24 protein-coding genes are annotated in these 25,997 nt (G+C 61.4%); 5 read left to right on the top strand and 19 right to left on the bottom strand.

The genetic code is table 11. The annotated features are described in order from the left end of the window. Window positions 1-7: 7 nt before the first annotated feature. The gene (locus KGB03_RS21720; RefSeq protein ID WP_223528876.1) at window positions 8-1,249 is read right to left on the bottom strand and encodes a D-amino acid dehydrogenase; all 1,242 of its coding nucleotides are present in this window, start codon (window positions 1,247-1,249) and stop codon (window positions 8-10) included. 108 nt (window positions 1,250-1,357) lie between these two features. On the opposite strand from KGB03_RS21720, the gene KGB03_RS21715 reads away from it, so the two are divergent. Continuing rightward, window positions 1,358-2,320 carry a LysR family transcriptional regulator gene (locus KGB03_RS21715; protein WP_223528873.1) on the top strand — a complete coding sequence of 321 codons (963 nt, stop codon included), beginning with the start codon at window positions 1,358-1,360 and terminating at the stop codon, window positions 2,318-2,320. 59 nt (window positions 2,321-2,379) lie between these two features. Here the strand turns inward: KGB03_RS21715 and trhA are convergent, their stop codons facing one another. Continuing rightward, window positions 2,380-2,997, bottom strand: coding sequence for a PAQR family membrane homeostasis protein TrhA (trhA, locus tag KGB03_RS21710; protein ID WP_111448475.1), 618 nt, complete (start codon window positions 2,995-2,997; stop codon window positions 2,380-2,382). Between the two features lie 131 nt (window positions 2,998-3,128). On the opposite strand from trhA, the gene KGB03_RS21705 reads away from it, so the two are divergent. Beyond that, the gene (locus tag KGB03_RS21705; protein WP_008033325.1) at window positions 3,129-4,043 is read left to right on the top strand and encodes a LysR substrate-binding domain-containing protein; all 915 of its coding nucleotides are present in this window, start codon (window positions 3,129-3,131) and stop codon (window positions 4,041-4,043) included. Window positions 4,044-4,162: 119 nt separating this feature from the next. Here KGB03_RS21705 and madM read toward each other — a convergent pair whose 3' ends face one another. The 11 genes from madM to KGB03_RS21650 all read right to left on the bottom strand — a co-directional run bounded on the left by madM (window position 4,163) and on the right by KGB03_RS21650 (window position 12,673). Beyond that, the gene (gene madM / locus KGB03_RS21700) at window positions 4,163-4,927 is read right to left on the bottom strand and encodes a malonate transporter subunit MadM (protein ID WP_192409162.1); all 765 of its coding nucleotides are present in this window, start codon (window positions 4,925-4,927) and stop codon (window positions 4,163-4,165) included. Window position 4,928: 1 nt separating this feature from the next. Beyond that, window positions 4,929-5,345: a malonate transporter subunit MadL gene (gene madL, locus KGB03_RS21695; RefSeq protein ID WP_123369130.1), complete on the bottom strand. Its 417-nt coding sequence runs from the start codon at window positions 5,343-5,345 to the stop codon at window positions 4,929-4,931. Window positions 5,346-5,410: 65 nt separating this feature from the next. Next, window positions 5,411-6,322 (bottom strand): malonate decarboxylase subunit epsilon, encoded by a 912-nt coding sequence (gene mdcH / locus KGB03_RS21690; protein ID WP_223528870.1) that lies wholly within the window; start codon window positions 6,320-6,322, stop codon window positions 5,411-5,413. Next, window positions 6,319-6,939, bottom strand: coding sequence for a malonate decarboxylase holo-ACP synthase (locus KGB03_RS21685; protein WP_223528867.1), 621 nt, complete (start codon window positions 6,937-6,939; stop codon window positions 6,319-6,321). Before KGB03_RS21685 ends, mdcH begins: the two co-directional genes overlap by 4 nt. Beyond that, on the bottom strand, window positions 6,933-7,736 hold the full coding sequence (gene mdcE / locus KGB03_RS21680; protein WP_223528865.1) for a biotin-independent malonate decarboxylase subunit gamma: 804 nt from the start codon (window positions 7,734-7,736) through the stop codon (window positions 6,933-6,935). The genes KGB03_RS21685 and mdcE overlap by 7 nt, the downstream gene beginning before the upstream one ends. Next, window positions 7,733-8,575, bottom strand: a complete 843-nt coding sequence (locus tag KGB03_RS21675) for a biotin-independent malonate decarboxylase subunit beta (protein ID WP_223528861.1) — start codon at window positions 8,573-8,575, stop codon at window positions 7,733-7,735. Before KGB03_RS21675 ends, mdcE begins: the two co-directional genes overlap by 4 nt. After that, the gene (locus tag KGB03_RS21670) at window positions 8,568-8,867 is read right to left on the bottom strand and encodes a malonate decarboxylase subunit delta (RefSeq protein WP_008026217.1); all 300 of its coding nucleotides are present in this window, start codon (window positions 8,865-8,867) and stop codon (window positions 8,568-8,570) included. The genes KGB03_RS21675 and KGB03_RS21670 overlap by 8 nt, the downstream gene beginning before the upstream one ends. Then, complete coding sequence (locus KGB03_RS21665) at window positions 8,867-9,724, bottom strand: triphosphoribosyl-dephospho-CoA synthase (protein ID WP_223528857.1); 858 nt, start codon at window positions 9,722-9,724, stop codon at window positions 8,867-8,869. Before KGB03_RS21665 ends, KGB03_RS21670 begins: the two co-directional genes overlap by 1 nt. After that, window positions 9,724-11,394, bottom strand: coding sequence for a malonate decarboxylase subunit alpha (gene mdcA / locus KGB03_RS21660; protein ID WP_076029439.1), 1,671 nt, complete (start codon window positions 11,392-11,394; stop codon window positions 9,724-9,726). Before mdcA ends, KGB03_RS21665 begins: the two co-directional genes overlap by 1 nt. 261 nt (window positions 11,395-11,655) lie before the next feature. Beyond that, a complete protein-coding gene (locus KGB03_RS21655) occupies window positions 11,656-12,081 on the bottom strand; it encodes a hypothetical protein (protein WP_076029438.1) in 426 nt (141 codons plus the stop codon). Continuing rightward, window positions 12,044-12,673 carry a nucleotidyltransferase domain-containing protein gene (locus KGB03_RS21650; protein ID WP_111448466.1) on the bottom strand — a complete coding sequence of 210 codons (630 nt, stop codon included), beginning with the start codon at window positions 12,671-12,673 and terminating at the stop codon, window positions 12,044-12,046. Before KGB03_RS21650 ends, KGB03_RS21655 begins: the two co-directional genes overlap by 38 nt. 476 nt (window positions 12,674-13,149) lie before the next feature. On the opposite strand from KGB03_RS21650, the gene KGB03_RS21645 reads away from it, so the two are divergent. Then, on the top strand, window positions 13,150-13,524 hold the full coding sequence (locus tag KGB03_RS21645; protein ID WP_218536703.1) for a DUF6124 family protein: 375 nt from the start codon (window positions 13,150-13,152) through the stop codon (window positions 13,522-13,524). 114 nt (window positions 13,525-13,638) lie between these two features. Here KGB03_RS21645 and KGB03_RS21640 read toward each other — a convergent pair whose 3' ends face one another. The 6 genes from KGB03_RS21640 to pilG all read right to left on the bottom strand — a co-directional run bounded on the left by KGB03_RS21640 (window position 13,639) and on the right by pilG (window position 23,736). Continuing rightward, a complete protein-coding gene (locus KGB03_RS21640; protein ID WP_111448464.1) occupies window positions 13,639-14,094 on the bottom strand; it encodes a chemotaxis protein CheW in 456 nt (151 codons plus the stop codon). Then, a complete protein-coding gene (locus KGB03_RS21635) occupies window positions 14,087-20,098 on the bottom strand; it encodes an Hpt domain-containing protein (RefSeq protein ID WP_223528854.1) in 6,012 nt (2,003 codons plus the stop codon). Before KGB03_RS21635 ends, KGB03_RS21640 begins: the two co-directional genes overlap by 8 nt. A 52-nt stretch (window positions 20,099-20,150) precedes the next feature. After that, a complete protein-coding gene (locus tag KGB03_RS21630; RefSeq protein WP_223528851.1) occupies window positions 20,151-22,208 on the bottom strand; it encodes a methyl-accepting chemotaxis protein in 2,058 nt (685 codons plus the stop codon). A gap of 156 nt (window positions 22,209-22,364) precedes the next feature. Beyond that, complete coding sequence (locus KGB03_RS21625) at window positions 22,365-22,898, bottom strand: chemotaxis protein CheW (RefSeq protein WP_223528849.1); 534 nt, start codon at window positions 22,896-22,898, stop codon at window positions 22,365-22,367. A 10-nt stretch (window positions 22,899-22,908) separates the two neighbouring features. Beyond that, on the bottom strand, window positions 22,909-23,274 hold the full coding sequence (gene pilH / locus KGB03_RS21620; RefSeq protein WP_008068134.1) for a twitching motility response regulator PilH: 366 nt from the start codon (window positions 23,272-23,274) through the stop codon (window positions 22,909-22,911). Window positions 23,275-23,331: 57 nt separating this feature from the next. Then, window positions 23,332-23,736, bottom strand: coding sequence for a twitching motility response regulator PilG (gene pilG, locus KGB03_RS21615; protein WP_008152601.1), 405 nt, complete (start codon window positions 23,734-23,736; stop codon window positions 23,332-23,334). A 234-nt stretch (window positions 23,737-23,970) separates the two neighbouring features. Here pilG and gshB point away from each other — a divergent pair, with 234 nt between their 5' ends. Together gshB and KGB03_RS21605 are read left to right on the top strand one after the other, a co-directional pair. Continuing rightward, window positions 23,971-24,924 (top strand): glutathione synthase, encoded by a 954-nt coding sequence (gene gshB / locus KGB03_RS21610; RefSeq protein WP_008152603.1) that lies wholly within the window; start codon window positions 23,971-23,973, stop codon window positions 24,922-24,924. Window positions 24,925-25,001: 77 nt separating this feature from the next. Further along, a complete protein-coding gene (locus KGB03_RS21605) occupies window positions 25,002-25,901 on the top strand; it encodes an energy transducer TonB (protein ID WP_192409139.1) in 900 nt (299 codons plus the stop codon). Window positions 25,902-25,997: the final 96 nt, after the last annotated feature.

Below are 25,997 nucleotides of genomic sequence, written 5' to 3'. Positions count from 1 at the left end.
TTTCAAGTCAGGCGACGCGGGGGGCGAGGCCCTGCATTTCGATTGAAGGTGTGCGCCGGGCGATCAACTCGCTGAGCAACCGGGCGCTGCCACAGGCCAGGGTAAAACCCAGGGCGCCATGGCCGAGGTTGAGCCACAGGTTGCGGTACGCCGAGGCCCCGATCAACGGCACGCCGCTGGGGGTGGCCGGGCGCATGCCGGCCCACTCGATGGCGGCGGCATAATCGCCGGCATTGGGCAAGGTTTCCTGCGCTTGGCGCTTGATCAGCGCCAGGCGTTTAGGGTCGAGCGCCGGGTCGAAGCCGACGATGTCGACCATCGCCGCCACGCGCAGTTGGTCACCGATGCGGGCGTAAACGATCTTGCGGTTGTAATCGGTGATGCTCAGCTCCGGCGCACGATGTTCGGCGCGGATGGGCAAGGTCAGGCTGTAGCCCTTGAGCGGATACAGCGGCAGGTTCATGCCGGGCAGCGCCAGCGCCGGACTGCGATGGCCGGCGGCAATCACCAGTTGCTCGACCGGCAGCACCTGCGAACCCATTTCGACGGCCTGCACCGCGCCGTCCACGCGGCGAATGCCGGTGACCTTGCGCCCGAGCAAAAACTCGCAACGCCCCGACGCCTGGAGCCGAGCCAACAGTTGCTGGCAGAACGCATGGCAATCGGCGACCTCTTCGTCGGGGGTATAAATCGCGCCCACAAACGGCGCCTCGGCGAGTGCTGGCTCCAGTTGGGCGCATTCGGCCCGCGACAGCACGTGCTGCTGTTGCGGATCGGCCAGGCCATGGCGCGCATGCTCAAAACTGGCGGCTTCACGGAACGTCACCAGTTTGCCGTTGCGCCGCCAGTCGAAACCGTCGAGGCGGTCTTCTTCGCGCCAGCCTTGCAGCGTGGACTGGCTCAGCAGCGCCAGACGCAGCAAGTGCGCGCCGTTGCGCTGATTCACCGAACGACGGCAGGCCGCCAGGAAGGACGCCATCCAGCGCCATTGCGCCGGGTCCAGGCGCGGACGCAGCTTCAACGGCGAGTCACCGCGAAGCATCCAGCCAAGCGCCTGCAACGGTACGCCGGCATCGGCCAGTGGCGCGACGTAACGGTAGGACAACTGGCCGCCGTTGGCGAAACTGGTCTCGCTGCCCAAGGAATCCCGGGCCTCGATCAGCGTCACGTCGATGCCGTCGCGCACCAGTGCGTAAGCCGTCGTCAGCCCGATAACGCCGCCACCGATAATGCAAACCCGCTGAGCCATGTCTGTCCTTTAACCGTTGTTGAAACAGGCTTCAGATTAGGACCAGGTGACAGGCGTTGAACAATGCATAAAGATGCCTGCCCCATAAACAAAGGTTATGGACTTGCCATGCGACTGCGACACATCGAGATTTTCCAGGCCATTCGCCAGACCGGCTCGGTCAGTGGCGCCGCGCAGTTGCTGCACGTGTCGCAGCCGGCGGTGAGCAAAGTGCTGCAACACGCCGAGCAGCAACTGGGCTTCCCGTTATTCCTGCGGGTGCGCGGTAAATTGCAGGCCACGCCCGAAGCGCTAGAGCTTGAGCGCGAAGTCGACAAGGTCACCGAAAGCCTGCAAGGCGTGCGACGCCTGGCCCAGAGCCTGCGGCGCGAGCCGGGTCACAGCGTACGGATCGGCGCGATTCCTGCGCTGGCCCTGTCGCTGCTGCCGCCAGCCATCAACGAGTGGACGCAACGCTACCCGGACATCGTCTGCGAGCTGTCCAGCGCCCACAGCCGTGAGCTGATGCAGAATTTGTTGATGCGCGAAGTGGATGTCGCGCTGACCTTGCAACCGCCGGATCACCCGGGCCTGAAGGCGCAGGTGTTGGCCTGCGGGGTTTTGGTGGCGCTGGCGCCGTTGGGTTATTGGGCCGACGACGCCTTGGGCCAACCGTTGCCATTGATCGAACTGGCCGGTGCGCCGCTGATCGGCCTGTCCAGCGCCGACCCGCTGGCGGCCAGGCTCGACAGCTACCTTGAGGCGGTCGAGCCGCCGCCACGGGTTCGCATCGCCGTGCAGACCTATTCGCTGGCGCGGGCGATGGTTGAATCCGGTGCCGGGCTGGCGGTGATCGACCCGTTTACCGCGCTCGGCGCGTCCCCCGCCACCACAGCGATTCGACCTTTGGCGCCAGCGTTACCGATCACCCTGTACGCGGTGACCCGCGCCGACGAACCGCCGCCCCACACCCTGAGCGACTTGTTGCAGGTGTTCAGCCGACGGGCGCAGGCGCAGTTGGATCACCTGTATCCCTGTGGGAGCGGGCTTGCTCGCGAAAGCGGTGGATCAGTCAGCGATGATGTCGACTGACCTGACGCTTTCGCGAGCAAGCCCGCTCCCACAGGTTTTGCAGGTAGCAGCAGTGCGGTCTACACGACGTAAAACATAATCGCCACGAAGTGCAGCAGACTCCCGGCGATCACGAACAGATGCCAGATCCCGTGGGCATGGCGCAGACGATGATCGAGGGCAAAAAAGATAATGCCCACGGTGTACAACACCCCGCCTGACGCCAACCAGGTAAAACCGACAGGGCCCAACGCCGCCAGTAACGGCTTGACCGCCACCAGCACGATCCAGCCCATCACCGCGTAGATCACGATCGACAGAATCCGCGCTTCCGAACGCGGTTTGATCTCTTGCAGGATGCCGATCAGCGCCAGCCCCCAGACAATTCCGAACAGGGTCCAGCCCCACGGCCCGCGTAGCGTCACGAGACAGAATGGCGTATAGCTGCCGGCAATCAACAGGTAGATCGAAAAGTGATCGACCTTCTGCATGATCGCTTTCTTGCGCCCACGCACGCTGTGGTAAACGGTCGACGCGCTGTAAAGCACCAACAAGGTGAACCCGTAAATCGCCACGCTGACGATCTTCCACGGGCTGCCGTCCATACTGGCGATCACCAGCATCCACACCACCCCGACAACCGCTGCCACCGCCCCGACCAGATGCGTCCAGGCGTTCAATCTTTCCCCGTGATACATGTATTGCTCACCTCAAGATGTAGGAGCTGTGCAGGAGCTGTCGAGTGAAACGAGGCTGCGCCTACAAAAGCCATCGAGCCAAACGTTAGCCAATTGGGCACAATCGAGCGATTCGAATAAGAGTCTGGCCCATGCTGATCGATGAAGAGTTGACCCTGAAAAAACTCGAGGTGTTCCTGGCCTTCATGCGCACCGGCAACCTGGCCCGCGCCGCTGCCGAGTTGCAAACCAGCAACGTCAGCGTGCACCGCGCCATTCACTCCCTGGAAAGCGCCCTGCGTTGCCCGCTATTCAAACACGAAGGTCGCAACCTGACCCCACTCGAAAGCGCTTATGTGCTGGAAGAACGGGCGCAGAAGCTGATTCAGGACGTGGTCGAAACCGTGCGCCTGACCCGCGAAGCCGCCGGGTTCTCCGCTGAGCGCTTCAAGCTTGGTTCGCTGTATTCGCTGACGGTGAAAACCGTGCCGCAGCTGATCATGGGCCTGAAGATCCGCCGCAGCGAACTCAACATCGATCTGATCCTCGGCTCGAACTTCGACCTGCTGTACAAGCTCAAGAACATGGAAGTCGACGCGATCCTGGTGTCGCTGGACGAGAGCGTCAACGACCCTGACTGCGAGCAGATCCCGCTGTTTTCCGACGACATCTTTCTCGCCACACCGGCGGATTCAAAGTTTGCCCAACGGACCGAAGTGGACCTTGCAGAAGTGCGCGACGAGACATTCATTACCCTGACCCAGGGCTTTGCCACGCACCAGGACGGTAATCGGGTGTTCAAGCAGGCGGGGTTCGAACCGAAGGTGGCGATGCAGGTCAACGACATCTTCACCCTGCTGAGCATGGTCAGCTCGGGCGTGGGGTATGCGTTGCTGCCGGGACGGATTGCGGCGGTGTATGAGAACCGGGTGAAGCTGATTCCGTTGCAGGAAAAGTATCGGTTGCAGCAGCACATTGGCGTGGTGTTCTTGAAGGCCAAGGAGCGCGATCCGAATCTGCTGGCGTTGCTGGCGGAGTGTCGGATGTATGCCAATCGCCAGGCTTGAGACCGAGTTGGCATCAATCGCCAGCAGGCTGGCTCCCACAGTGGAAGTGCAAACCTTATTCCCCTGTGGGAGCTAGCCTGCTAGCGATGGCGTCAATCCAGACAACTCAGAATCTGAAGTCAGCCGACAATCCCGCGAACAATGAAGTACAACAACGAAGGCCCCAGCAAGCACCCAAGCCCGGTGTGGAACGTCGCCGTCAACGCGCCATAAGGCACCAACCGCCGATCCGTCGCCGCCAACCCGGCCGTCACACCGCTGACGGTGCCAGCCAACCCACCAAACACCATCGCCGAGCGCGGGTTATCCAGCCCCATCCATTTCGCCGCCATCGGCGTGCCGACCATCACAAAAATCGCCTTGATCAACCCGGTGGCAATCGACAACGCCACCACATCGGAACTGGCGCCAATCGCCGCCCCGGTCACCGGCCCGACGATGTAGGTCACCGCACCCGCGCCGATGGTGGTCATGCTGATCGCATCGCGATAACCGAACACCCAGGCCATGCTTGCGCCAACAATGAATGGCAGGATCGTGCCCAGCAGCAGCGCAATCACACCGATCAAACCGGCCTTTTTGGCTTCGGTGGCTTGCACTTCGAATGCCGTGGCGACGATTGCAAAGTCCCGCAGCATGGCGCCGCCCATCAGACCGATGCCGGAAAACAGCGTCAGGTCCGCCAGGCCTTTTTGCCCACCGGTCATCGTGCCGCCGACCCAGGCCAGAACAAGCCCGATGACGATGGCAATCGCCGAACCGTGAATCCGTCCGAACGTCAGGCGCTTGGACAGCACCACCGACACCCACATGATCACGCCGACGAACGCGAACGCCGTCACCAGACTGTTATTGGTCAGCCCCTTCTCAATGAGTTCCCACATATCAGCGACCTCCTACTGGCGTGCCGACCGGCGTTACTTGCGCCGGTTCATCGGGCAACGGTTCGCCTTTGTGAGTCCGGCTGATCAGGGCAATGGTGCAACCGCAGATCACCACTGAACCGATCGCCGCCAGCACCGCCACCGGGCCGCCGTGCAGGGCGGTGACGACGTTTTGTTGCGCAGCCATAGCGACCACCACCGGAATGTACATGGCGCCCCAGAAGCCGACGCCCATCTCGCAATCCTTGGTCATGCCGCCGCGTTTTTGCATCCATAACCGCGCGCAGATCAACAGGATCATCGCGATCCCGACGCCGCCAACGTTGGATTTCACGCCCAGCAACACGCCGAGCATGTCGCCTACGATCACTCCTGCCAGCGTACAAATCGCCAACAGCGCCACACCGTAAATAATCATTGTTGTTGTCCTCAAAGTGCATCGTCGAATGTTGTTTTTGTTGTTCGAAGGCCTGAGTCGGTGTCCTAGAGTTGGCGGCTTCCCTCCTCACGCAACAGCGCCTGCAAGGTATCGAGCCGCGCCCCGTCGAAGGCAATCACGGTGCCCTGCTCGAACACCCGGCGCGCCAGCCCGGTCAGCACCGCACCGGGCGGCAATTCGATCTGTAGACGTACGCCGCGCTCGTAAGCGCTTTGTACCGTGCCGCGCCAATCCACCACGCGACACATGTTGAACGCCAGGTCGTCGCGCAAGGCGTCGGCGTTGATGATCGGCCGGGCGCGACTGCCGCTCAGGTAGCCCAGCGTCGGTGTTTTCAGCCGCACCTTGGCGAAGGCGTCGGCCAGGGTTTTCGCAGGTGTGTCCAGCAGCGGGCAGTGGGACGGCACGCTGACGGCCAGACGTTTGGCCAGACCTGCACCGCGACCTTTGGCCAACTCGGCGACCGCTTTCATCGCGCCATCGCTGCCAGCAATCACCACTTGGTTATCGGCGTTGATGTTGGCCAGGTAAACCGGCGTGTCGACGCTGTGAACCTGCGCCAGCAACTCTTCCACCGTGGCCAAATCCAGCCCCATGATCGCGGTCATGCCGTAGCCTTGTGGATAAGCCTGTTGCATCAGTTCACCGCGCAGGCTCACCAGATGCAGCGCATCGCTGAAGCTCAAGGCACCGGCGACCACCGCTGCCGGGTAGGCGCCGATGGACAATCCCGCCACGTAATCCGCCGTCATTAACAACTGGCGTGAAGCCGCGACGCCGGCGATCAACAGGCAGAGTTGAACTGCTCTTGTCGACTTCAGCGCTTCGGCAGAATCCAGAAGAAAAGCGTCTTCTCCGAGGACTTCACTTGCCTCGATTACTGTTTCCCGAGGCAAACGATGCAGCATGCCCGGCTGCTGCGCGCCCTGGCCGGGGAACACCAGCAAACTGCTCACGCTGCTTGCTCCTGTGGATTCCACGGATCAATCACCAGAACAGCCTGACTCGCATTTTTCAGCAAAACCCGACGTGCAGAGCCGGCCCATTCACGCAAGGCGACTGCACCGAATGGAGTCTGCAACTGCATGTCCACCGGGCAGACAGCAACATCGAGAAGCTTCACCAGTGCCTGCGCCTGCACACGATCCAACGGCTGCGGTGTACGCAGGATCAAGTCGAGATCGCTGCCCTCGTGCAACGCCTGAAAACCGCTGGCCAATTCAAACCCGGCGCTGCCACTGACACCCCACACCCACTCACAGGAATCGAGCATCGGCCGCAGTTGATTGAGGGCGCGCACTGCCGGTAAATCCCGATCAATCGCGACATGACAAAGCGCTTCCGGCCGGACTTGACGCTGGATTGCATCGACCGACATCACCGTTGCATAACGCTGCTCACGCAAACGTCCACGCACGCCGACCGCGATGTGATCCGCCGCGCTCAACGCACGCCGAACCACCACCGGTTGACCCGCACTGATCGACTCGATCACCCACGAAGGTGCATCCGCAGGCAACTGCTTCGGGGTCATCCCCCAGAGCAGGTCGTGGGCCAGAAGCGTGTTCACCACTGCGCTCTCAGCAATTGGCGCACCTGGCTCGACGCCGCACGGTTGCTCGCGCCCAAGCGGCCGCTCAGGTCTCGGCCACTGGTAGCGACATCGCCAATCGCCTGATTCAGGCATTCAGCCACCCGCGTCAGATCCGCCGCCGTCGGCTGCTCGATCTGTTCCACCGACAAGGTTTCCCAGAGCAGTCCAAGGCTCGCGTAACTGTCGATGTCGTACGCCATCGGCGGCACGCTGGCGGCCAGTGCTTCGAGTTCTTCGACGCTGCGCAACGTCACCCGCGCCGCCGAAGCCTTGCCCATCGCATGAACCATCACGCCCGGATCGCGCAGGGCGATCAGCCGATTGGCCTGATACCCATGCGCCAGAAACGCCCCGGACATCGCCTTGCCCACCAGCAAACCGATCACGGCATGACCGGCCAGTCGGGCGCGGGCATAACTGTCCGCGGCACCGGCCAAGGCCTGATGAATGCCGAGCGCTTCTTCGCGCCGACCGTAGGCCTGACTCGGCACATCGACAATGGCGATCAAGGCGCGTTTCTGCGATTTATCCAGATCCGCTGCGATGACGTCATCCACAGCTTTGGCCAGTCCCCAACCTTCCAGCAGACCGACCTCGCCATTGCGGGCGCGGACGAAACGGTTGTCGGGATCAGCCACCACCGCGATAAAGCGAACGGGTTGGTCACCCAACACACCGTCGGCAACCTTCAATGAAGCGGGCAAACCATCAACCGGTTTGGCGCCCGCACTCAAGGCGTTGAACCAGTTCAAACCTCTCAGGGAATACGAACTCATGAGCGCTCTCCTTGATACAGATCGCGAACCGTCGACGGCTCGATTTGCGGCTCGGCGTCCAGACGAGCCAGTCGTTGCAGGAACCATTCGGCCTGACGGCTGCGTTGCTGTTCCGGCAAACCTTGCTTGAGCAATTCACTGACCTGCTGCTGAACCTGCGCCACGTCGTCTGCGACAAAGCGATCCACCAAACCACTGGCAAAACGTTGCTCGCCACCGGTCAGGCTCCAGATGAAAGGACGATCACGGGAGTCGTATTCCTCAAGCCCCGCTTCCTGTTCGATCACTTGCGGGCCGTTCAGGCCAAGCCGCGCTTCCTGAGTCACCAGCAGATAACTGCACAACCCGGCGGCAATCGACATCCCGCCAAAGCAACCGACGCTGCCGGCCACCACACCCACAACAGGCTGGTATTGGCGCAGATCGACAATCGCCGCATGAATATCGGCAATCGCCGCCAGCCCGAGGTTGGCCTCCTGTAAACGCACGCCACCGGTTTCCAGCAGCAATACGGCGCGGGTCGCAATGCCATTGCGGTTGTCTTCGGCGGCGAGTTCCAGCGCACCGGCAATCTTCGCCCCACCGACTTCACCGAGGCTGCCGCCCTGGAATGCGCCTTCAATCGCGGCAATCACCACCGGCAAACCGCCGATGCTGCCCTTGGCGATCACCACGCCGTCATCTGCTTGCGGCACCACGCCCTGGCGCAACAACCAGGGCGACATGACGCGTTGAAACGGGTCGAGCAATTCGCGGAAGGTGCCGGCGTCGAGCAAGGCTTTCGCTCGTTGTCGGGCGCCGAGTTCGACGAAGCTATGTTTGCGTAGGAGATCAGTCATGGCCGATCTCCTCAAAGCCTTGTTCCAGACGCAAGCGCACCACACCCGGCGTCGCGCCGAAATCGTGGATATCGATGGCCATTGCCGGCGGTGTCTGACCGTCGAACATCCGCGCAAACAGATGCTGCCAGCGTTGTTCGGCGCCGTTGACCGAGGTCTGCACCTTGATCGTCAGTTTGCCGGCCTGGCCGGGTTCGATCAGCACTTCCAGATCGCCCGAGCCGACACAGCCCACCAGCGTGCGGCCGCGTGGCGGCTGCCCGGCGGGGAATTCAAAAGATAGGGTTTCCATCAGAAAGCTCCGGATTCGATGCGGTCGATGAACAAGCAAGCGGCGAGCAAGTCAGCAGCGCCGCCAGGCGAGGCGTTCAACGCGATCAGTTGTTCATCCAAGTCATGCAAACGACGGCGGCCGGCGAGGCTGGCACTGCCGCCCGCATCGAGCACGGCCTGGGCGCCCAGTTGCATGGTCTGCAGGCCTTGTTCGCCGGCACGGTAGAGCACGCAGGTGTCGGCCAGATTCGTCATGATCGCCAGCAAGGCATCGAGCCGGGCGCTCTGCTCGCCATGACCGGCGGCGCGGCTGCGTTTGAGTTGCGGCAGCGCCCGTTGAATCACAGCCGGAAAACCGAGCTGCGCTTCTTCACGGGCACCGCGTGCGCCATAACGCTGGGCGACTTGCGCGCCGTGGCTCAGAGGACGCGGCGCGTAACGGTCGTCGAGCAAGGCCAGACGTGCGGCGCGCAAAGTGATCGAGCCTGCAGCCGTGGATTCGGGCTCCAGTGCAGCCGACGCGACCAACAGACCCAACGCCCAAATCGCCCCGCGATGGGTGTTCACGCCGCCCGTGGTGGCGAGCATCACTTCCTCGCCCTCACGACCGATCAGGCCAATCGCTTCGCGCAGCGGCAGACCGACTTCGCCGAACGCGATGGCGGCCTCTGCCATTTCCTTGAACGCAGGCCACAGGGACAGCGCCGAAGCGTGCATCAGCCCGAGGTGCAAATCGGTGTGCGCGCCATTACCGCGACGGTCGACCAGCGCCGGTTTCGGCGACAGGTCCGCTTCGTCGATCAGCGCATCCACAGCCAGATCCGCCAGCCGCTCAGCCAGGGACAGGGTTTTCGGTTGCAGGTTGAATGCGTGCATTACCAGCTCCTGAACTTGGCGGGCGGGTTGTAGAGGCCACCGGACCACTCGACCAGATCGGCCACGCTTTTGGCGGCGAGCAATTCGCGGGTGGCGTCGGTGCGGCGGATGCCGAGGTCCTCGGGCAAGGCAATCAGGCCTTCGCGGCGCATACGCGCGGTGTCTTTCGGGTTGTGGCGCAGGCCGATGACGGTGACCCCGGCCACGGCCGCGATCATCGCCTGACGTTCTTCCAGCGAACGCGCCTTGTACAAATAGGCGATGCCTTCTTCGGTCAGCAGGTGGGTGACGTCGTCGCCGTAGATCATGATCGGTGCCAGCGGCATGCCGCTTTTCTTCGCCACTTCCACGGCGTCGAGGGTTTCGACGAAGGTCGGTTTGCCGCCCTCCTGGAAAGTCTCGACCATTTGCACCACGAGTTTTTTGCCGCGTTCGAGCAGCGCTTCGGGCGCATCGTCATGGCGCATGTCGAGCCAGGCCGGTGTGCCGTGACGACGACCGCGCGGGTCATGGCCCATGTTCGGCGCACCACCGAAACCGGCCAGGCGGCCGCGCGTCACAGTGGAGGAATGACCGTCGCCGTCGACTTGCAGGGTGGCGCCGATGAACAGGTCCACCGCGTATTGCCCGGCCAGTTGGCAGAACATCCGGTTGGAACGCAGGGAGCCGTCGCGCCCGGTAAAGAACACGTCGGGCCGGGCGGCGATGTAGTTTTCCATGCCCAATTCGGTGCCGAAGCAATGCACGCTTTCGACCCAACCACTTTCGATGGCCGGGATCAGGGTTGGGTGCGGATTGAGGGTCCAGTTGCGGCAGATCTTGCCCTTCAGGCCGAGGGATTCGCCGTAGGTCGGCAGGATCAGTTCGATGGCGGCGGTGTTGAAACCGATGCCGTGATTCAAGGACTGGACGTTGTGTTTTTCGTAGATCCCGCGGATCGCCATCATCGCCATCAACACATGCACAGGCTTGATGTGGCGCGGGTCGCGGGTGAACAGTGGTTCGATGTAGAACGGCTTGTCGGCCACCACCACGAAATCGACCCAGGAGGCAGGGATGTCGACGCGAGGCAAGTCGCTGACATCGTCCACCAGTTGATTGACCTGAACGATGACGATGCCGTCGCTGAAAGCAGCCGGTTCGATCAATGCGGGGGTGTCTTCGGTGCTTGGGCCTGTGTAGATGTTGCCGGCGCGGTCGGCCATGAAACCGGCCGAGAGCACGACGTTGGGAATCAGGTCGACCACCAGTCGCGCATAGAGCTCGATGTAGGTGTGGATCGCACCGATTTCCAGCAGGCCGTCTTCCAGCAACTGGCTGATGCGCAGGCTCTGGGTGCCGGCGAAAGAGAAGTCGAGCTTGCGGGCGATACCGCGTTCGAACAGGTCCAGGTGCTCGGAACGTCCGACGCTGGGCATGATCATGTGCAGATCATGCAGCTTCGCGGGATCAGCCTTGGCCAGGGAGCGGGACAGGAAATCAGCCTGCTTCTGGTTATTGCCCTCCAGCACCACACGGTCGCCGGGCAGGATCAAAGCCTCCAGCGCCGCAACGATTTTGTCGGTGGGCAGGACCACACCGTCGGCGAGACCCCGTACCAGCTCGAGACGCCGCTGCTTTTCGCTGCGCCGCCGCGTCCATCGCGAGTCGGGGGATATTGTTGTTGTCATGACCACTCCACGGGTTCGCTGTCGTGGGAGTCACCTTAGGAGCGTTGAGTGGGGGCATCAATCAAGCGGAGTGTTGGATTGTTACGGTCAGGGTAATGGTTGACGGGCGGGATTCGTTGCCCGCGCTGACGCCTTCGCGAGCAAGCCCGCTCCCACCGGTATTGTGGACGACTCAGGACTTGAGCACGACACGGACACTGTGGGAGCGGGCTTGCTCGCGAAGAGGCCGGAACAATCCCCGCAGTTTTCAATGACGGAGCATTACAGTCCGGTCATCTGCTGCTGCACACGAATCTGCAACTGCTCGGCACTTTCCAATAGCTGCGCCAACAACGCCGGATCTTCATCCATATAGCCTTCGTACTCCGCCAGGTTTCGTCGCTCATGACACAGGGCGAATAGCCGAACCTGTACTTTGCCAATATCAGCGGTATGAACCAGGCACTGAAACACCAGATATCGCTTGTCTGAACGGTAGCCGCACAAGCGAAGAGCCGTCAGTGCAAGGGCATGGGCAGCGTTGTAAGCCAGGTCGAAACGACTCGCGAAGGAAAGCGAAGACGTTTGCGCGTCTTTCAATCGATCCACAGCTGAACGCATCAATCCTTCGCATTCCTTGCGATCCGGCGGCTCAGCTTTCAGTCCACCGCTACGTAACAGATTCTCCAGGTTCTCGTTGCTGCCCATCCTTGGACTCCAAAGGGTTTCCCCCCATCAGATTGATCTTGTCCTGCTGCGCTACCCGCACGACAAAACTATTTTCAGCCGCCAGTTTCGCGGCCCAGTCGTCGGGGGTGTAGAGCGTCGGGTTGAGGGGGCGGCCCAGTTGCTCTTCCATCGGCATGAGCCGCTCCATCACTTCACCGTAGTGCAGGCCCTCGCCGATCAGCATGAGATCAATGTCACTGGATGCGTTTGCCTGATCCTTGGCGATCGAGCCGTACACAAATGCCCAGGTGATCTGTTCGGCAAAGGGTTGGAGCGCCTGACGCAAAGGCTCGGCAATACCAAAGGTTTTACGGGCAATGCCCAGCAGTTCGGCATAAATCGGGCAGTCGGGATTGGCTTGATAGTGGGTCTGGTTGCCCTGACGGGTCATGGTCAGCACGCCTGCCCGCTGCAACCGATCCAGCTCGCGCATGAGGCTGCCTTTACCCACTTGAGCCCAGCGGGCGATCTCGTTGGCGTAAAAACTTCGGTCGGGTTTACCGAACAATAGGCCCAGCACTTTTTGCTGGGTGGTGGTGAACAAGGCTTCGCTCAATGACAGGTTTTTCACGGCAACGACCGATAAGTCCCAAAAAGGGAACGATAGGTCCCTTTTTGGGAATCTTCAACCTAGAGCAGAAACCTTTGTGGATTGGAGGTTTGTAGGAAGGTCCGACAGCTTGGGTTTTGTGTTTAAAAGTTTGTCCGCATGAGTGGTGTGAGGCTACGCAGTCTGGCGTCGCTGCCTACAGCAATGCCGGAACCCGCTGACTGGTGCGGTTTTGCGTTGGTCTTTATCGTTTGTGTGTCGCTGCCAACCTCAGCGACCGGGATTGGAACCCCGTGGTGTTAACGAGGCAATAGCGCCTTTCATAACGTATGCTTGCGCACCTTTAATGTGTGCACTCCGTTATGGCGGCTGTGCGCGGGAGACCTTAGTGTCTGTCGGGTTTTGTCCGTTTGCCCGGGTTCCAACCCGCGTACAGCTGCCCCCCCTTCGATTGGAACCCGATGGAGCAGCTGAAACTCATTAAATGGAGCTTCACTATGTTCAAGCCAACTCCCAATCCCCCGGAAACCGACACCGGTTCCGAAGCCTCCCTCGAAGCCGAAAAACTCAAGGAAGCCGCCGACCGCGTCTTTTCCTACTATTTCCCACCCCCTGAAAAACCGGGCAAGCGCCGCAAACATCACCTCTTCACCGTCTCCCCCGATATCGACACCGAAGCCCTTCTGACCAATGCCTCCGAAGACCTGCTGTCCATCAGCGCCATTGCGGCCGATCTGGCGGACGATGTGGAAGGCTCACGCCGCTCTGTAGCCTTGGCGCTCAGCCGCATGGCGGAGGGGGTGCAGTTGTTGGTGGAGCGGGCGCTGGATCATCATGAGGAATCTCAACTGAAGGCTCAGGCCAGCGCTTAGCAGTCAGGGCTGTGGTGAATTGAAGGCCGCCTTCGCGGGCAAGCCCGCTCCCACAGGGGGTTTGTGTACGACGCAGATCCAATGTGGGAGCGGGCTTGCCCGCGAAGGGGCCAGTCAGGTCAACCCGGCATTCACCAGCAACGCCTCCAACGCCAGCAAATTCGGCACCTTGGCCACTTGTTCCCCCACCTGCACCGCCGCCTGTTCCAGCGAGCACAACGGCACATCCACATAGCTCAACTGACTATCAAGCTTGTAAGACCGCGGAATCCCCTGCACCAGCAAGGCGATGAATTTCAGATCGGGCCGCCCACCGAGCGCGTTGAGGATGACAATCCGCGCCCGCTCACCGATGACGATTTTCTGCCCACAGGCCGACTCGAAACTGATCAACGGAATCTGTCGATCCCGCCACTTCACCAACCCCAGGTACCACGGCGGTGTGTCGAGGTCGAAGGCGCTGGGTTGGTAATCGATAAGCTCCGCCACAGCGACGTTGGGCAAGATCAGGTTGCGGTCAGCCAAGGGCAGCAGCAGGCCGGTGAGGTTGCTGGTGCGGTGCTCAAGCATGGGTTTTGCTCCACAGGTGGATGCTGTCGAGCAGCACCGATTCCTGGTATGGCTTGCCAAGGTAGTCGTTGACGCCGATGGCCATGGCGCGGTCGCGGTGTTTTTGCCCGGTGCGGGAGGTGATCATGATGATCGGCAGGTGCTGCAGACGTTCGTCGGCGCGGACCTGGGTCGCGACTTCAAAACCGTCCATGCGCGGCATTTCGATGTCCAGCAGCATCAGGTCAGGCATGTGGTCTTCAAGCAGCAGCATGGCGTCGACACCGTCCTTGGCGGTCAGCACGTTCATGCCGTGGCGTTCCAGCAGACGGCTGGTGACCTTGCGCACGGTGACCGAGTCATCGACCACCAGCACCAGCAGCGGTTTATGCGGCTCGACCTCCGCGTCCTGAGTCACTGGCTGTTGCGGCAAACGGGCCTGCATCGCGCGGATCGGCGCCAGCAAATCAAGAATCAGCACCACCCGCCCATCGCCGAGAATCGTCGCCCCGGATAAACCCTGCACCGCCGCAAATTGCGGGCCGAGGCTTTTGACCACGATCTCGCGAGTGCCGGCCATGGAGTCGACTTGCACCGCGATGTGCCGCTCGTTGCACTGCACCAGCAACACCGGCAACGGCAGGCTCTGGCCCAGCAGTTTCGGGCGATGGCTGGTTTTCAGCAGTTCGCCGAGGTAGCACAGTTCATAGTCTTGTCCGGCGTATTGGTAGGTCGGCGGATCGAGCCGGTAATGCCCTTCAAGTTCGTTGGGCAGCACGCGAACGATGCCGTCGATGGTGTTCAGCGGGATCGCGTACTGATCATCAAAACACTGCACCATCAGCGCCCGGTTGACCGACACGGTAAACGGCAGGCGAATGCGAAAGTGCACGCCCTGCCCCGGCACAGAGTCGATGCTCATGCTGCCGCCGAGCTGCCGGACCTCTTCATGCACCACGTCCATGCCGACGCCGCGTCCGGAAATCTGGGTGATTTTCTCGGCGGTGGAGAACCCTGGTTGCAGGATGAATTGCAGGACATCGCGGTCGCTGATGTCGTTGTCCGGGGCCAGCAACCCGCGTTTGATCGCCTTATTCCGCACCGCGTCCAGCGGCACGCCGGCACCGTCGTCGCGGATGTCGAAAATGATGTCGCCGCCCTCTCGCGACAGGTCGAGGGTGATACGGCCCTGAGCCGGTTTACCCGCGGCGATACGCACCTCGGCGGATTCCAGGCCATGATCCACGGCGTTGCGCAGCATGTGTTCCAACGGCGCGGCCATGCGTTCGAGGACGTTGCGGTCCATCTCGCCTTCGGCATTGCCGACGATGAAGTCCACGTCCTTGCCCAGTTCGCTGGAGACCTGGCGGACGATCCGCTTCAAGCGTGGCAGCATCCGCTCGAACGGCACCATGCGCGTGCGCATCAGGCCTTCCTGCAATTCGGTGTTGATGCGGCCCTGCTGTTGCAGCAGGTTTTCCGCGTCCTGGTTGCGTCGGTCGAGGGTTTCCTTGAGGTCGAGCAGGTCGGAGGCGGATTCGAACAGCGCCCGCGACAGTTGCTGCAACTGCGAGTGGCGGTCCATTTCCAGCGGATCGAATTCTTCGTAGCCCAGGCGTTCGGCGTCGACTTGCTGACGGCTGAGAATCCGCCCCTGGGTTTCAGTATCGAGACGACGCAACTGGTCGCGCATACGCTCAATGGTGGTTTCCATCTCGCTCAGGGTCACGCGCGCATCGTTGACCTGTTGTTCAATCCGGCCACGAAAAATCGAGGTTTCGCCGGCCAGGTTGACCAGATCGTCGAGCAGTTCTGCCGAGACCTTGACCATGTCCGCGCCGGCATCGGGTTGCGGTGCCGGCGTCTCGATTTTCGGCGTTGCAGGCACCAGGACCGGTGCCGGTGTTTCGGGCACCGCCGGATGACTGAAATTCTTGATCTCATCGATCAGTTGATCGGCGGGCGGCAAAGGCTGACCGGCACGGGTCGCGTCGAGCATCTGCGCCAGTCGGTCGTGGCTGCTTTGCAGCAAGCCGAACAACGCGGCGGTGGGTTGCAACACGCCGGCGGACAGGCCTTCGTAGAGGAATTCCAGCTCGTGGGCGAGGTCGCCGATCGGCGCGATTTCCACCATCCGCGCGCCCCCCTTGAGGGTGTGCAAATCACGCAGCAGGGTTTCCACTTCCTGACGATTCGACGGCTCGGCCTGCCAGCGCACCAGCGCCGCGCCGGAGTTTTCGATGATGTCGAAACCTTCCTCGAGGAAGATCTCCAGCAGCTCGGGATCATGGCCCGGTGAATCCTCGGTCCGTGCCGGCTCGACCGTTTCAACAGCGCTGGCGTTGCCCTGGCGAAACTCGCGAATGGCCTCGATCACCTCACCCGGATCACCCAAGGGCCGCTGGTTCTGCAACTGTTCAAGCAGCTGCGCGAGCCGGTCATGACTGTGTTGCAGCAGGTGCGCCAAGGCTTCGCTGTAGGCGTAACGGCGGTCCACCAGACCTTCGTAAAGGTTTTCCAGTTCATGGGCCAGTTCACCGACCGGCTCGACCTCGGCCATCCGCGCCCCCCCCTTGAGGGTGTGCAAATCTCGCTGCAACGACAACAACGGCGCAGCGTTGTCCGGGTCGCTCAGCCAGCGCTGCAAGGCCTGACCGGCGCTTTCGAGGATATCCACCGCCTCTTCGAGGAAGATCGAAACGATCTCATCGTCCAGCTCATGATCCTTTGTGGGAGCGAGCCTGCTCGCGATGGATTCATAGGCGCCGCGTTTATCCTGCAATGATGCGTCATCGTTGACGTCCATCGCGAGCAGGCTCGCTCCCACAGGGGGTAGTGTGTTTTCAAGTTCGGCGGTGGCGTCGCCCAGTTCCCGGATGCTCAGGGTGCGGCTGCCATCGCTGCGAATCAGCCCCATCGCCGACGGATCCAGGCTCTCATCGAGCAACCTGCGCAAGGCCCGAATGCGTTCCGGTTGCGGGCTGACTTCCTGGCCGGCGGCCAGTTCGTCGAGCATGTTGATCAGCGCTTCATGGGCACTTTGTGCCTCATGAAAAAACGCCTCGCTGACCGCCAGGCTGCTTTCTTCCACCGCACCGTAGAGGTCGAGCAAGGCTTCGCAGAGTTCATCCACCGGATGCAGATCCGCCAGGTGCGCGCCTTCGCCGAGGGTGGTCAATTCATCCAGCAATGCGCTGAGTTCCTGACGCTCGCCGGGATGTTGCTGCCAGCGCCGCAACAGGCTCTCGGCGTCCAGCAGGATGTCCATGCCTTGGGCGAGGAAGTTGTTGATCAGTTGCGGATCACGCTTGATGCGCAACCCGGAATTCGGTGCACTCAGTAGCGCTTCCAGCCGCTCGGCCAGCAACGCCTGGGTTCGTTTGATCAATGAGCGGGCGCCGGGAATCTCCGCCAGCGGATCAGTCTTGAGCTGTCGCAAGCCGAGACGGAACAGTCCTTCGGCTTCGAGCAGCAGTTCGACTTCGTCCAGGTCGAGGGCGAGCAGGTGCGCCTTGTACTCCCGGGTCAGATGATCCAGCGGTTTTGCCAGCTCGGCGATCGGCAATACGCCCGCCATGTAGGCACTGCCCTTGAGGGTGTGCAGCGCCCGCTGCAACTCGTCACTGGCCTGCAATGGCACGTGCTCGGCGGCTTTATCGAGGAAACGGTTGAGGCTGGCGAGATGGGTCTCGGCTTCCTTGCGGAAGATCTCCAGCAACAGCGGATCGAGGGCCGCCACATCCTGGGTATCTTCATCGCTGACAGGCGTATCGCCCTTGGCGAGGGCATGGGCGCGAGCAGCCAATTGGTCAACGTCGTTGCGCTGGCGCTGAGCATGGCTGGCAAACTCGGCCACCAGTTCCGGCAGCAGATTCACTGCATCGCCCAGCAGTTGTTGCACCGCCGGCCCCGGCGCAACGCTGCGTTCCAGCACGCGGTTGAGCAGGTTTTCCACCGCCCAGGCCAGTTCACCCAACACCAACGCGCGGACCATTCGGCCACTGCCTTTCAAGGTGTGGAATGCCCGGCGCAATTCACTCAAGGCAGGTTTATCGTCGGGGTTTGCCGTCCAGCGCGGCAGGTACTCCCTGAGGATTTCCAGCACTTCATCGGTTTCTTCGAGGAACACTTCCCGCAGTTCATCGTCCACCGGCTCTTCACCGGTGGGCGGCGGCAACAGACTTCCCGGAATCGTCAGGGCGGGCGGATTGACGGAGGACACAGGGCTGGCCAATACATCGGCCAGTGACTTGACGGTCTCAGGGTCGTCCAGTTCCTGCAGATCCTGCATGACCTGCGCTTCACTCGGGCTGAGCACATCGTCAAGCACCGGCACCTGCTGCTCGCTGGGGAAAAAGCCGAGTGAAGCCAGGCTTTTTTCCGCAACGTCGAGCAACTGTTCGCTCGGCGCTTCGGGGTCGTCGCTGAGGCGCTCCAGGTAATACTCGATGCTGGTGATGACGTCGGCCAGGCTGTCCAGCTCCTGCCAGCCGGGGTGATCCGGATCCAGCAGCAGGTGCTCGCGGATGAAGTGGTTGCACGTTTCGATCAGGCTCGCCGCACGGCTCAACGGAATCATCGCCAGCGCACCGCGCACCTGGGTCAGCAAGGCCGGCAGTGGCTGCAAGTGCTGGCGGTCCCAGTCGGCGTCGATGTAGTCGACGATCATGTCCTTGGCCTGTTGCAGGCAGATGCGCGCTTCCTTGATCACGATCTGATGGATCTGGGTCAGGTCGGTGGTCGGCAGGCGGCTGTCTTCCTGGCTTTCCGGCTCGACGGTGCCGACCATGCCGGCCAGCGTCGCTTCGACGTAGAGCAAGGCACCGGCGACGTCCATCAGGATCGCGTCGTTGGGCTCACGCTGGCCCTGGGCGAGGCTCAGCACCACCGCCAGCTGATCGATGATGACCTTGCGTGGCTGGCCGAAACCGAGCACCGCCAGGGTGTCGGCGATTTGCCGCAAGGGTGCCAGCAGGCTTTCGAGGTCCGAGGTGTGTTGGCGGTCGCTGCGCACGAACAGGTCAAGGCGTTCCTTGACCCGCACCAGCTCTTCACACAAAGCGGCCAACACCGAGCGCATGGCATCGCGGTCGGGACCGGCCAGCCGTGCGCGTTCTTCGTCGACCATTGCGCTGTCAGGCAGCGCGTCGTCCAGTCCGTAGCGATCTTTCATGGTCAGCATCTGCCCGGTGGGATGTTCGGCCTTGGCAATGTAGAACAGCAAACTCTTGAGTAACTCTAGCGGCGCCGGCTGATTGATGCCCGGCATGCCCTGTTCGAGCAGGCGCTTGAGTTCTTTGTCGGCCTCCTTGAACAGGCTGCGCAACGCCGGACTGTTGGCAATCGAGCCGTCGCGCATGCCTTCGACCAGCGCCGAGGCGACTTGCCACAACGGGCTCAAGGGCGCGTTGCCGCACAGCCCTTCGAGGCGCGCAAAAACCTTGGTCAGGTAACCGAGATTGGTTTCGCCGTCCTGTTCACGCAGTAACCCGACCAGGGCCATCTGCAACATTTGCCGCCACTTGCGCAGCATGTTCGGTAAATCCGCCGGCTCCAGCAGCGCCAGCGCTTTTTCGTCCAGGGGCGGCAGGTCCGGCAGTTGCGGGCTGAACAGGCTGGTTTCCGACAACAGGCTTTCGCCACGGGCGCTGCGCAGATCGTTGATCAGTGGCAACACCACCAGCGGCAGGTCGCGGCGCGCACCTTGCACCCGGTCGAGGTAAATCGGCAGCTGCCCAAGGGCTTGCAGCAACAGGTGGAGCGTCTCATCGCGATGACTGACGCGGTTCTGTTGCAAGGCGCTGGTCAGATGTTCCATCTCTTCGGCGAGCAGCGCCGCGCCGTAGAATTCGACCATCTGCAAACTGCCGTGAACCTGATGGATGCACGCCAGGCATTCGCTGAGGGCGTGCGTCGCCTGCGGGTCATCAAGCAACGTTTCAATCGCCTGGTGAGCCACTTTCAGCGTTTCGGCAATCTCGCCTTTGACCCACTCGAGGGCCACATAGTCGTGCCGATCACCCATAACCACTCCAAATCACTGCTCTACTCAAAAAATGCATTCGCTCGCAGGCGTTTCACACTTTATCTGCAGCCTCAGCCTTGGCGGCCGGCAAGGTGAAACCGGACACCGAACGCCGCAGCTGGCTGGCCATTTTCGCCAGGTTGCCAATGCTCTCGGCGGTGGCGGTGGAGCCGGACGAGGTCTGCGTGGTGATCTGCTGGATCACGTTCATCGTCAGGGAAATCTGACCGGCCGAGGACGTCTGTTGCTGCGCGGCGTTGGAAATACTCTGGATCAACGCGGCGAGGGTCTTCGACACGCCTTCGATTTCTTCCAGGGCCACTCCGGCATCCTGCGCCAGACGCGCGCCACGCACCACTTCGGTGGTGGTCTGTTCCATGGAAATCACCGCTTCGTTGGTGTCGGTCTGAATCGCCCGCACCAGGGTTTCGATCTGCCGGGTCGCGGCGGACGAGCGCTCGGCCAGCCGCTGGACTTCATCGGCGACCACCGCAAAACCGCGCCCGGCATCACCGGCCATGGAAGCCTGGATCGCTGCGTTGAGCGCAAGGATGTTGGTCTGGTCGGCAATGTCATCGATCAGGCTGACAATGTCGCCGATTTCCTGAGAAGACTCGCCGAGGCGTTTGATACGCTTGGCGGTGTCTTGAATCTGCTCGCGAATATTGTCCATGCCGTGGATGGTGTTGTGCACCACCTCGTTGCCCTTGTTGGCGATTTCCACCGAACGCTCGGCCACCGCCGAGGACTCAGCGGCGTTGGCCGAGACCTGATCGATGGACTCAGCCATGTCGTTGATCGCGGTGGAGGCTTCGGCAATCTGCTGCGCCTGATGCTCCGAAGCCTGGGCCAGGTGCATGGCGGTGGCCTGGGTTTCCTGCACGGCGGCAGCGACTTGGCCAGCGGTAAGGTTGATGGTCGCCACCAGATCGCGCAATTGGTCCACGGAGTAGTTGATCGAGTCGGCGATGGTCCCGGTGAAGTCTTCGGTCACCGAGGCGGTCACGGTCAGGTCGCCGTCCGCCAGGTCTTCGATCTCGTCGAGCAGACGCATGATCGCGTTCTGGTTACGCTCGTTCTTCTCGGCCGTTTCGCGCAACTGACGGTTGGTTTCACGGACCATCACCAGACCAATGAGGATGATCGACATCAGCGCCAACAGGCCCAGCACGTAGCCGCCAATGGTGTCGGTGTTGCGCCCGCCGGCCAGGTTTTCGAAACCGCCGGCCAGGTGCGAGGCTTCCTCGAGCAGGGTCTGCGACAGCGTGAAAATATTGGTCGCCGATTCACGGACCTTGAACAGCTCCGGCGAGGTTTCGAGGATTTCATCCACCGAACCCGAGACGAATTCGAACAGCTCGGAAATCTCGATCAACCGCGCGCGAGCATCGCGGTCTTCAACCTGGCTGATTTTCAGTGACGGATTGCCCTGAAGCATGCCGTTGAGCACCTGGCCGAATCGCGCCGCATCGCGACCGAAGGCGTCGGCGGCCTGCTGCGAATTTTCATCACCGGACAGCACGGTGTTCACTGCACCGAGAATCCGCTCAGCCAACAGCGACTGGCGTTGGGCCATGGCCACCTGCGCAGCCGGGGCGCCGCGCTGGAGAAGCGTTTCGACGACTTTTTCGTACTCGACCTGCAACTGCGGCACGGTTTCGGCCAGGGTCGCGGCGACTTGATGCAGCGACAGCACGGTCTGTTCGCTGGAGAGGATCGCGTCGGTGTTTTTCAGCAAGCGTTCCCAGTCCAGTTGCACGGCGCGCATTTCCGGGCGCACGGTGGACGGCGCCGGCGGCAGGCCGGTGGCGGGGTCGCCTTTCTTCAGATAGCCCCAGCGTTGGGCAAAATCATTGCGCGCATCGCTCAGCAGCTTGAACGCCGCCGCCTTGCCGGCCGCCGCTTCGGTGGCGTTCTTGGCAATGCGCTGGGACAGCACGCGCAGCTCACCAGCGTGGCCGATGTACTGTTTGTCGTACGTGGCCTGGGTGTTGAGGTACGCGAAGTTGGCGAACAGCAGCATGATGAAGACGATCAGCGCGATGAACAGCGCGATGATCTGTGACCGGCTGCGCGACCCTTCTGGCTTGCCTGTTTTTGCTTTTATCATCGGTCCTCGCCTGTTATCGCACCTTTAGAACCCGCCATAGATCCCCTGTGGGAGCGGGCTTGCTCGCGAATGCGGTCATTCATTCAACATTGATGCTGACTGACCCGCCGCCTTCGCGAGCAAGCCCGCTCCCACATTGGATCTGCGTCATTGCGGTTACAGCGCTACGTGCATAAAGCTTTGGGACTGCACCAACGCAAACGGGCTGAACACCTGCCAGGTCTGCTCACGCTGAAACCGGCCTTTGATGAACGGTGCAATCGGGCCGCTCAAGGTATCTACCGCCTCAAGGCTGTCCTGGGCAAAGTGCTGGAGGCCGACGACTTCATCGACCATCAACCCGGCAAACACGTCGTTATGCTCCACCACCAATACCCGGCGCTGCTTGCGCACAGCTGACAGCTCATGCCCGAAGAAGCCGCACAAATCGATGATCGGCAACAGACGCCCGCGCAGGTTGGCCACGCCCTTGACCCAGGGTCTGACCCCTGGCAGTTGGGTGAACCGAGGCTCGTGCAACACTTCGCTGACCTCGCCCATCGGCGCGACGTACCAGTGTTCGCCCAGACGGAAGCCGATGCCGCTCCAACTGTCTTGTCGGGTCGGCTGGGACGGCAAGTCCGCCGCCAGCAGACGACAACGCTGGTCGATCTGCAGCAGCAGTTCGAAAGCCGTCAACGACTCGGTCATGGCCGGACGATCAACCGGCCAGCACGTTGTTCAGGGTCTTGATCAGGGTCTCTTCGTCGACCGGTTTGGTCAGGTAGTCCTTGGCGCCCTGGCGCGTGCCCCAGACCTTGTCGGTTTCCTGATCCTTGGTGGTGATGATGATCACTGGAATGTGCCCGGTTTCCGGGTCTTTGGTCAGCTGACGGGTCGCCTGGAAACCGTTGAGGCCAGGCATGACGATGTCCATCAGAACGGCGTCGGGTTTTTCCTGACGGGCCAGGGCCACGCCGTCGGCGCCGTTTTCGGCTTTCAACACTTCATGACCGTGCTTTTCCAGCATGCCGGTCAGTTTGTACATTTCGGTCGGCGAATCATCGACGATCAGAATACGTGCCATGGTTTTCCCCATTCTTGTCGACCCCGGGCCCGCTGGCCGAGCGTCACTGTGCGTGTCCTACTGCGGCAAAACGGCGGCGAAGCCCGGAACATGGGCCTGGATCGCGTTCAGCAGTTCTTCCTTGCTGAAAGGCTTGGTCAAAAACTGGTCGGAGCCGACGATGCGCCCCTTGGCCTTGTCGAACAGCCCGTCCTTGGACGACAGCATAATCACTGGCGTGGACTTGAACGCACTGTTGTTCTTGATTAAAGCGCAGGTCTGATAACCATCCAGACGCGGCATCATGATGTCGACAAAGATGATGCCGGGGTGATTGTCGGCAATCTTGGCCAGGGCATCGAAACCGTCGATGGCGGTGATCACTTCACACCCCACGTTCTTCAACAGCGTTTCGGCGGTGCGGCGAATCGTCTTCGAATCGTCGATCACCATGACCTTCAAGGCGCTGGAATGCTGTTCCATAAATGCTCTGCCGTCGCCTTTGCGAATCAAATTGTCCATTTCCGATAACCGGAGGCTCGAAACCCTTGATGTTTAAGGGCCGGAACGATATGGCAGCCTTTTTAGCACAGTCTCCAAATGCAATCTATCGGGGGACCGGCGCGGTGGTTTTTCCTTGACCGGGAACACACTGAGCGCCAATCTGACGCCACTTTTTCGTGTCCAATCGGACCACCCAAATTCGAGGAAAAACCCATGAGCGTTCGCGTCGGGATTGTCATGGATCCTATTGCCAGCATTTCCTATAAAAAGGATAGCTCGCTGGCCATGTTGCTGGCCGCACAGAAGCGCGGCTGGGAACTGTTCTATATGGAACAGGGCGATTTGTACCAGGCCGAAGGCGAAGCGCGGGCGCGGATGCGTCCGTTGAAAGTCTTCGCCAACCCGGAAAAATGGTTCGAGCTCGAAGCCGAGACCGACGCGCTGCTGAGCGATCTGGACGTGATCCTGATGCGCAAGGATCCGCCGTTCGACATGGAATTCGTCTACTCCACTTACCTGCTGGAGCAAGCCGAACGCGCTGGCGTGCTGGTGGTCAACAAGCCGCAAAGCCTGCGCGACTGCAACGAAAAGCTGTTCGCCACGTTGTTCCCGCAGTGCACGCCGCCGACCATCGTCAGCCGTCGCCCGGACGTACTGCGTGAATTCGCCGATCACCATGGCGATGTGATCCTCAAGCCGCTGGATGGCATGGGCGGTTCTTCGATCTTCCGTCACACCGCCGGCCACCCGAACCTGTCGGTAATCCTCGAGACACTGACCCTGCATGGCAAACAGCAGATCATGATCCAGGGTTACCTGCCGGCGATCGTCGATGGCGACAAGCGCATCCTGATGATCGACGGCGAGCCGGTGGATTACTGCCTGGCGCGGATTCCCGCCGCTGGCGAAACCCGTGGCAACCTCGCCGCCGGCGGCCGTGGCGAAGCCCGACCGCTGACCGAGAAAGATCGCTGGATCGCCGCCCAAGTCGGCCCGACCCTGCGTGAGAAGGGCCTGCTGTTCGTCGGTCTCGACGTGATCGGCGAGCATCTGACCGAAATCAACGTCACCAGCCCGACCTGCATTCGCGAGATCGATAACGCGTTCGGCACCGACATCGGCGGCCTGTTGATGGATGCCATCGATCAGAAGCTCAAGGCCCGTTGATATAGAACAGCCAAGAAACGACCAACATTGCGTTATCATCCGCGGCCTGTGAAAAACGCGATGTTGGTTTTTTTGTCATGACGCTCCCGTCCGATCTACCTGCTGAACTCGCCCATCGTGGCGTGCGCCCGGCTGATCGCCTCGGTTTTACCCTGTTTCTCGCGGCGCTGATTCACCTGGCCTTGCTGTTGGGCGTCGGTTTTACGATGGTCGAACCCCAGCAAATCAGCAAAACCCTGGAAATCACCCTCGCCACCTTCAAAAGCGAAAAGAAGCCTGAGAAAGCCGATTTCCTCGCTCAAGAGAATCAGGAAGGCAGCGGTACCCTGGATAAAAAGGCAATTCCCAAGACCACCGAGGTCGCGCCTTTCCAGGACAACAAGGTGCAGAAAGTCACGCCACCGCCGGCGGCCAAGCCTGAAGTGAAGGAAGCCGCACCGAAGGCAGCCGTGACCACCATCGCGCCCAAGCCGAAAAAGGCCCCGGCCAAAACCGAAGAACCCAAACCCGTCACCAAACCCGCCGTCGCCGCGCCGACGTTTGACAGTGAACAGCTGTCCACCGACATCGCCAGCCTGGAAGCGGAACTGGCCAACGAACAACAGTTGTATGCCAAGCGGCCGCGTATCCACCGCCTGAGCGCCGCGTCGACCATGCGCGACAAAGGCGCCTGGTATAAGGACGAGTGGCGCAAGAAGGTCGAGCGCATCGGCAACCTGAATTACCCCGACGAAGCACGACGCAAGCAGATCTACGGCAATTTGCGCCTGATGGTGTCGATCAACCGCGACGGCTCGCTCTTTGAAGTGCTGGTACTGGAGTCGTCCGGGCAACCGCTGCTGGATCAGGCGGCACAGCGCATCGTGCGGCTGGCGGCGCCGTTTTCACCGTTTACCGGGGATTTGTCGGACATCGATCGCCTGGAAATCATCCGGACCTGGAAGTTTGCCCGCGGGGACAGACTCTCCAGCAACTGACACCCCACAAATCCCCTGTGGGAGCGGGCTTGCTCGCGAATGCGGTCAATCATTCAACATTGATGTCGACTGACACACCGCCTTCGCGAGCAAGCC

The organism is Pseudomonas sp. BF-B-26 (assembly GCF_019956495.1).
In the GTDB taxonomy this organism is placed as follows: Bacteria; Pseudomonadota; Gammaproteobacteria; order Pseudomonadales; family Pseudomonadaceae; genus Aquipseudomonas.
This window is presented reverse-complemented; position numbering and strand designations above follow the sequence as displayed.

Coding starts and splice junctions, on each gene's coding strand:
- KGB03_RS21630 (WP_223528851.1), bottom strand. CDS start 22,208: ATGATAAAAGCAAAAACAGGCAAGCCAGAAGGGTCGCGCAGCCGGTCA.
- pilG (WP_008152601.1), bottom strand. CDS start 23,736: ATGGAACAGCATTCCAGCGCCTTGAAGGTCATGGTGATCGACGATTCG.
- KGB03_RS21720 (WP_223528876.1), bottom strand. CDS start 1,249: ATGGCTCAGCGGGTTTGCATTATCGGTGGCGGCGTTATCGGGCTGACG.
- KGB03_RS21605 (WP_192409139.1), top strand. CDS start 25,002: ATGACGCTCCCGTCCGATCTACCTGCTGAACTCGCCCATCGTGGCGTG.
- KGB03_RS21665 (WP_223528857.1), bottom strand. CDS start 9,724: ATGCACGCATTCAACCTGCAACCGAAAACCCTGTCCCTGGCTGAGCGG.
- KGB03_RS21645 (WP_218536703.1), top strand. CDS start 13,150: ATGTTCAAGCCAACTCCCAATCCCCCGGAAACCGACACCGGTTCCGAA.
- trhA (WP_111448475.1), bottom strand. CDS start 2,997: ATGTATCACGGGGAAAGATTGAACGCCTGGACGCATCTGGTCGGGGCG.
- KGB03_RS21640 (WP_111448464.1), bottom strand. CDS start 14,094: ATGCTTGAGCACCGCACCAGCAACCTCACCGGCCTGCTGCTGCCCTTG.
- mdcE (WP_223528865.1), bottom strand. CDS start 7,736: ATGAGTTCGTATTCCCTGAGAGGTTTGAACTGGTTCAACGCCTTGAGT.
- gshB (WP_008152603.1), top strand. CDS start 23,971: ATGAGCGTTCGCGTCGGGATTGTCATGGATCCTATTGCCAGCATTTCC.
- madL (WP_123369130.1), bottom strand. CDS start 5,345: ATGATTATTTACGGTGTGGCGCTGTTGGCGATTTGTACGCTGGCAGGA.
- KGB03_RS21675 (WP_223528861.1), bottom strand. CDS start 8,575: ATGACTGATCTCCTACGCAAACATAGCTTCGTCGAACTCGGCGCCCGA.
- pilH (WP_008068134.1), bottom strand. CDS start 23,274: ATGGCACGTATTCTGATCGTCGATGATTCGCCGACCGAAATGTACAAA.
- KGB03_RS21705 (WP_008033325.1), top strand. CDS start 3,129: ATGCTGATCGATGAAGAGTTGACCCTGAAAAAACTCGAGGTGTTCCTG.
- mdcA (WP_076029439.1), bottom strand. CDS start 11,394: ATGACAACAACAATATCCCCCGACTCGCGATGGACGCGGCGGCGCAGC.
- KGB03_RS21715 (WP_223528873.1), top strand. CDS start 1,358: ATGCGACTGCGACACATCGAGATTTTCCAGGCCATTCGCCAGACCGGC.
- KGB03_RS21625 (WP_223528849.1), bottom strand. CDS start 22,898: ATGACCGAGTCGTTGACGGCTTTCGAACTGCTGCTGCAGATCGACCAG.
- madM (WP_192409162.1), bottom strand. CDS start 4,927: ATGTGGGAACTCATTGAGAAGGGGCTGACCAATAACAGTCTGGTGACG.
- KGB03_RS21670 (WP_008026217.1), bottom strand. CDS start 8,867: ATGGAAACCCTATCTTTTGAATTCCCCGCCGGGCAGCCGCCACGCGGC.
- KGB03_RS21635 (WP_223528854.1), bottom strand. CDS start 20,098: ATGGGTGATCGGCACGACTATGTGGCCCTCGAGTGGGTCAAAGGCGAG.
- KGB03_RS21655 (WP_076029438.1), bottom strand. CDS start 12,081: ATGGGCAGCAACGAGAACCTGGAGAATCTGTTACGTAGCGGTGGACTG.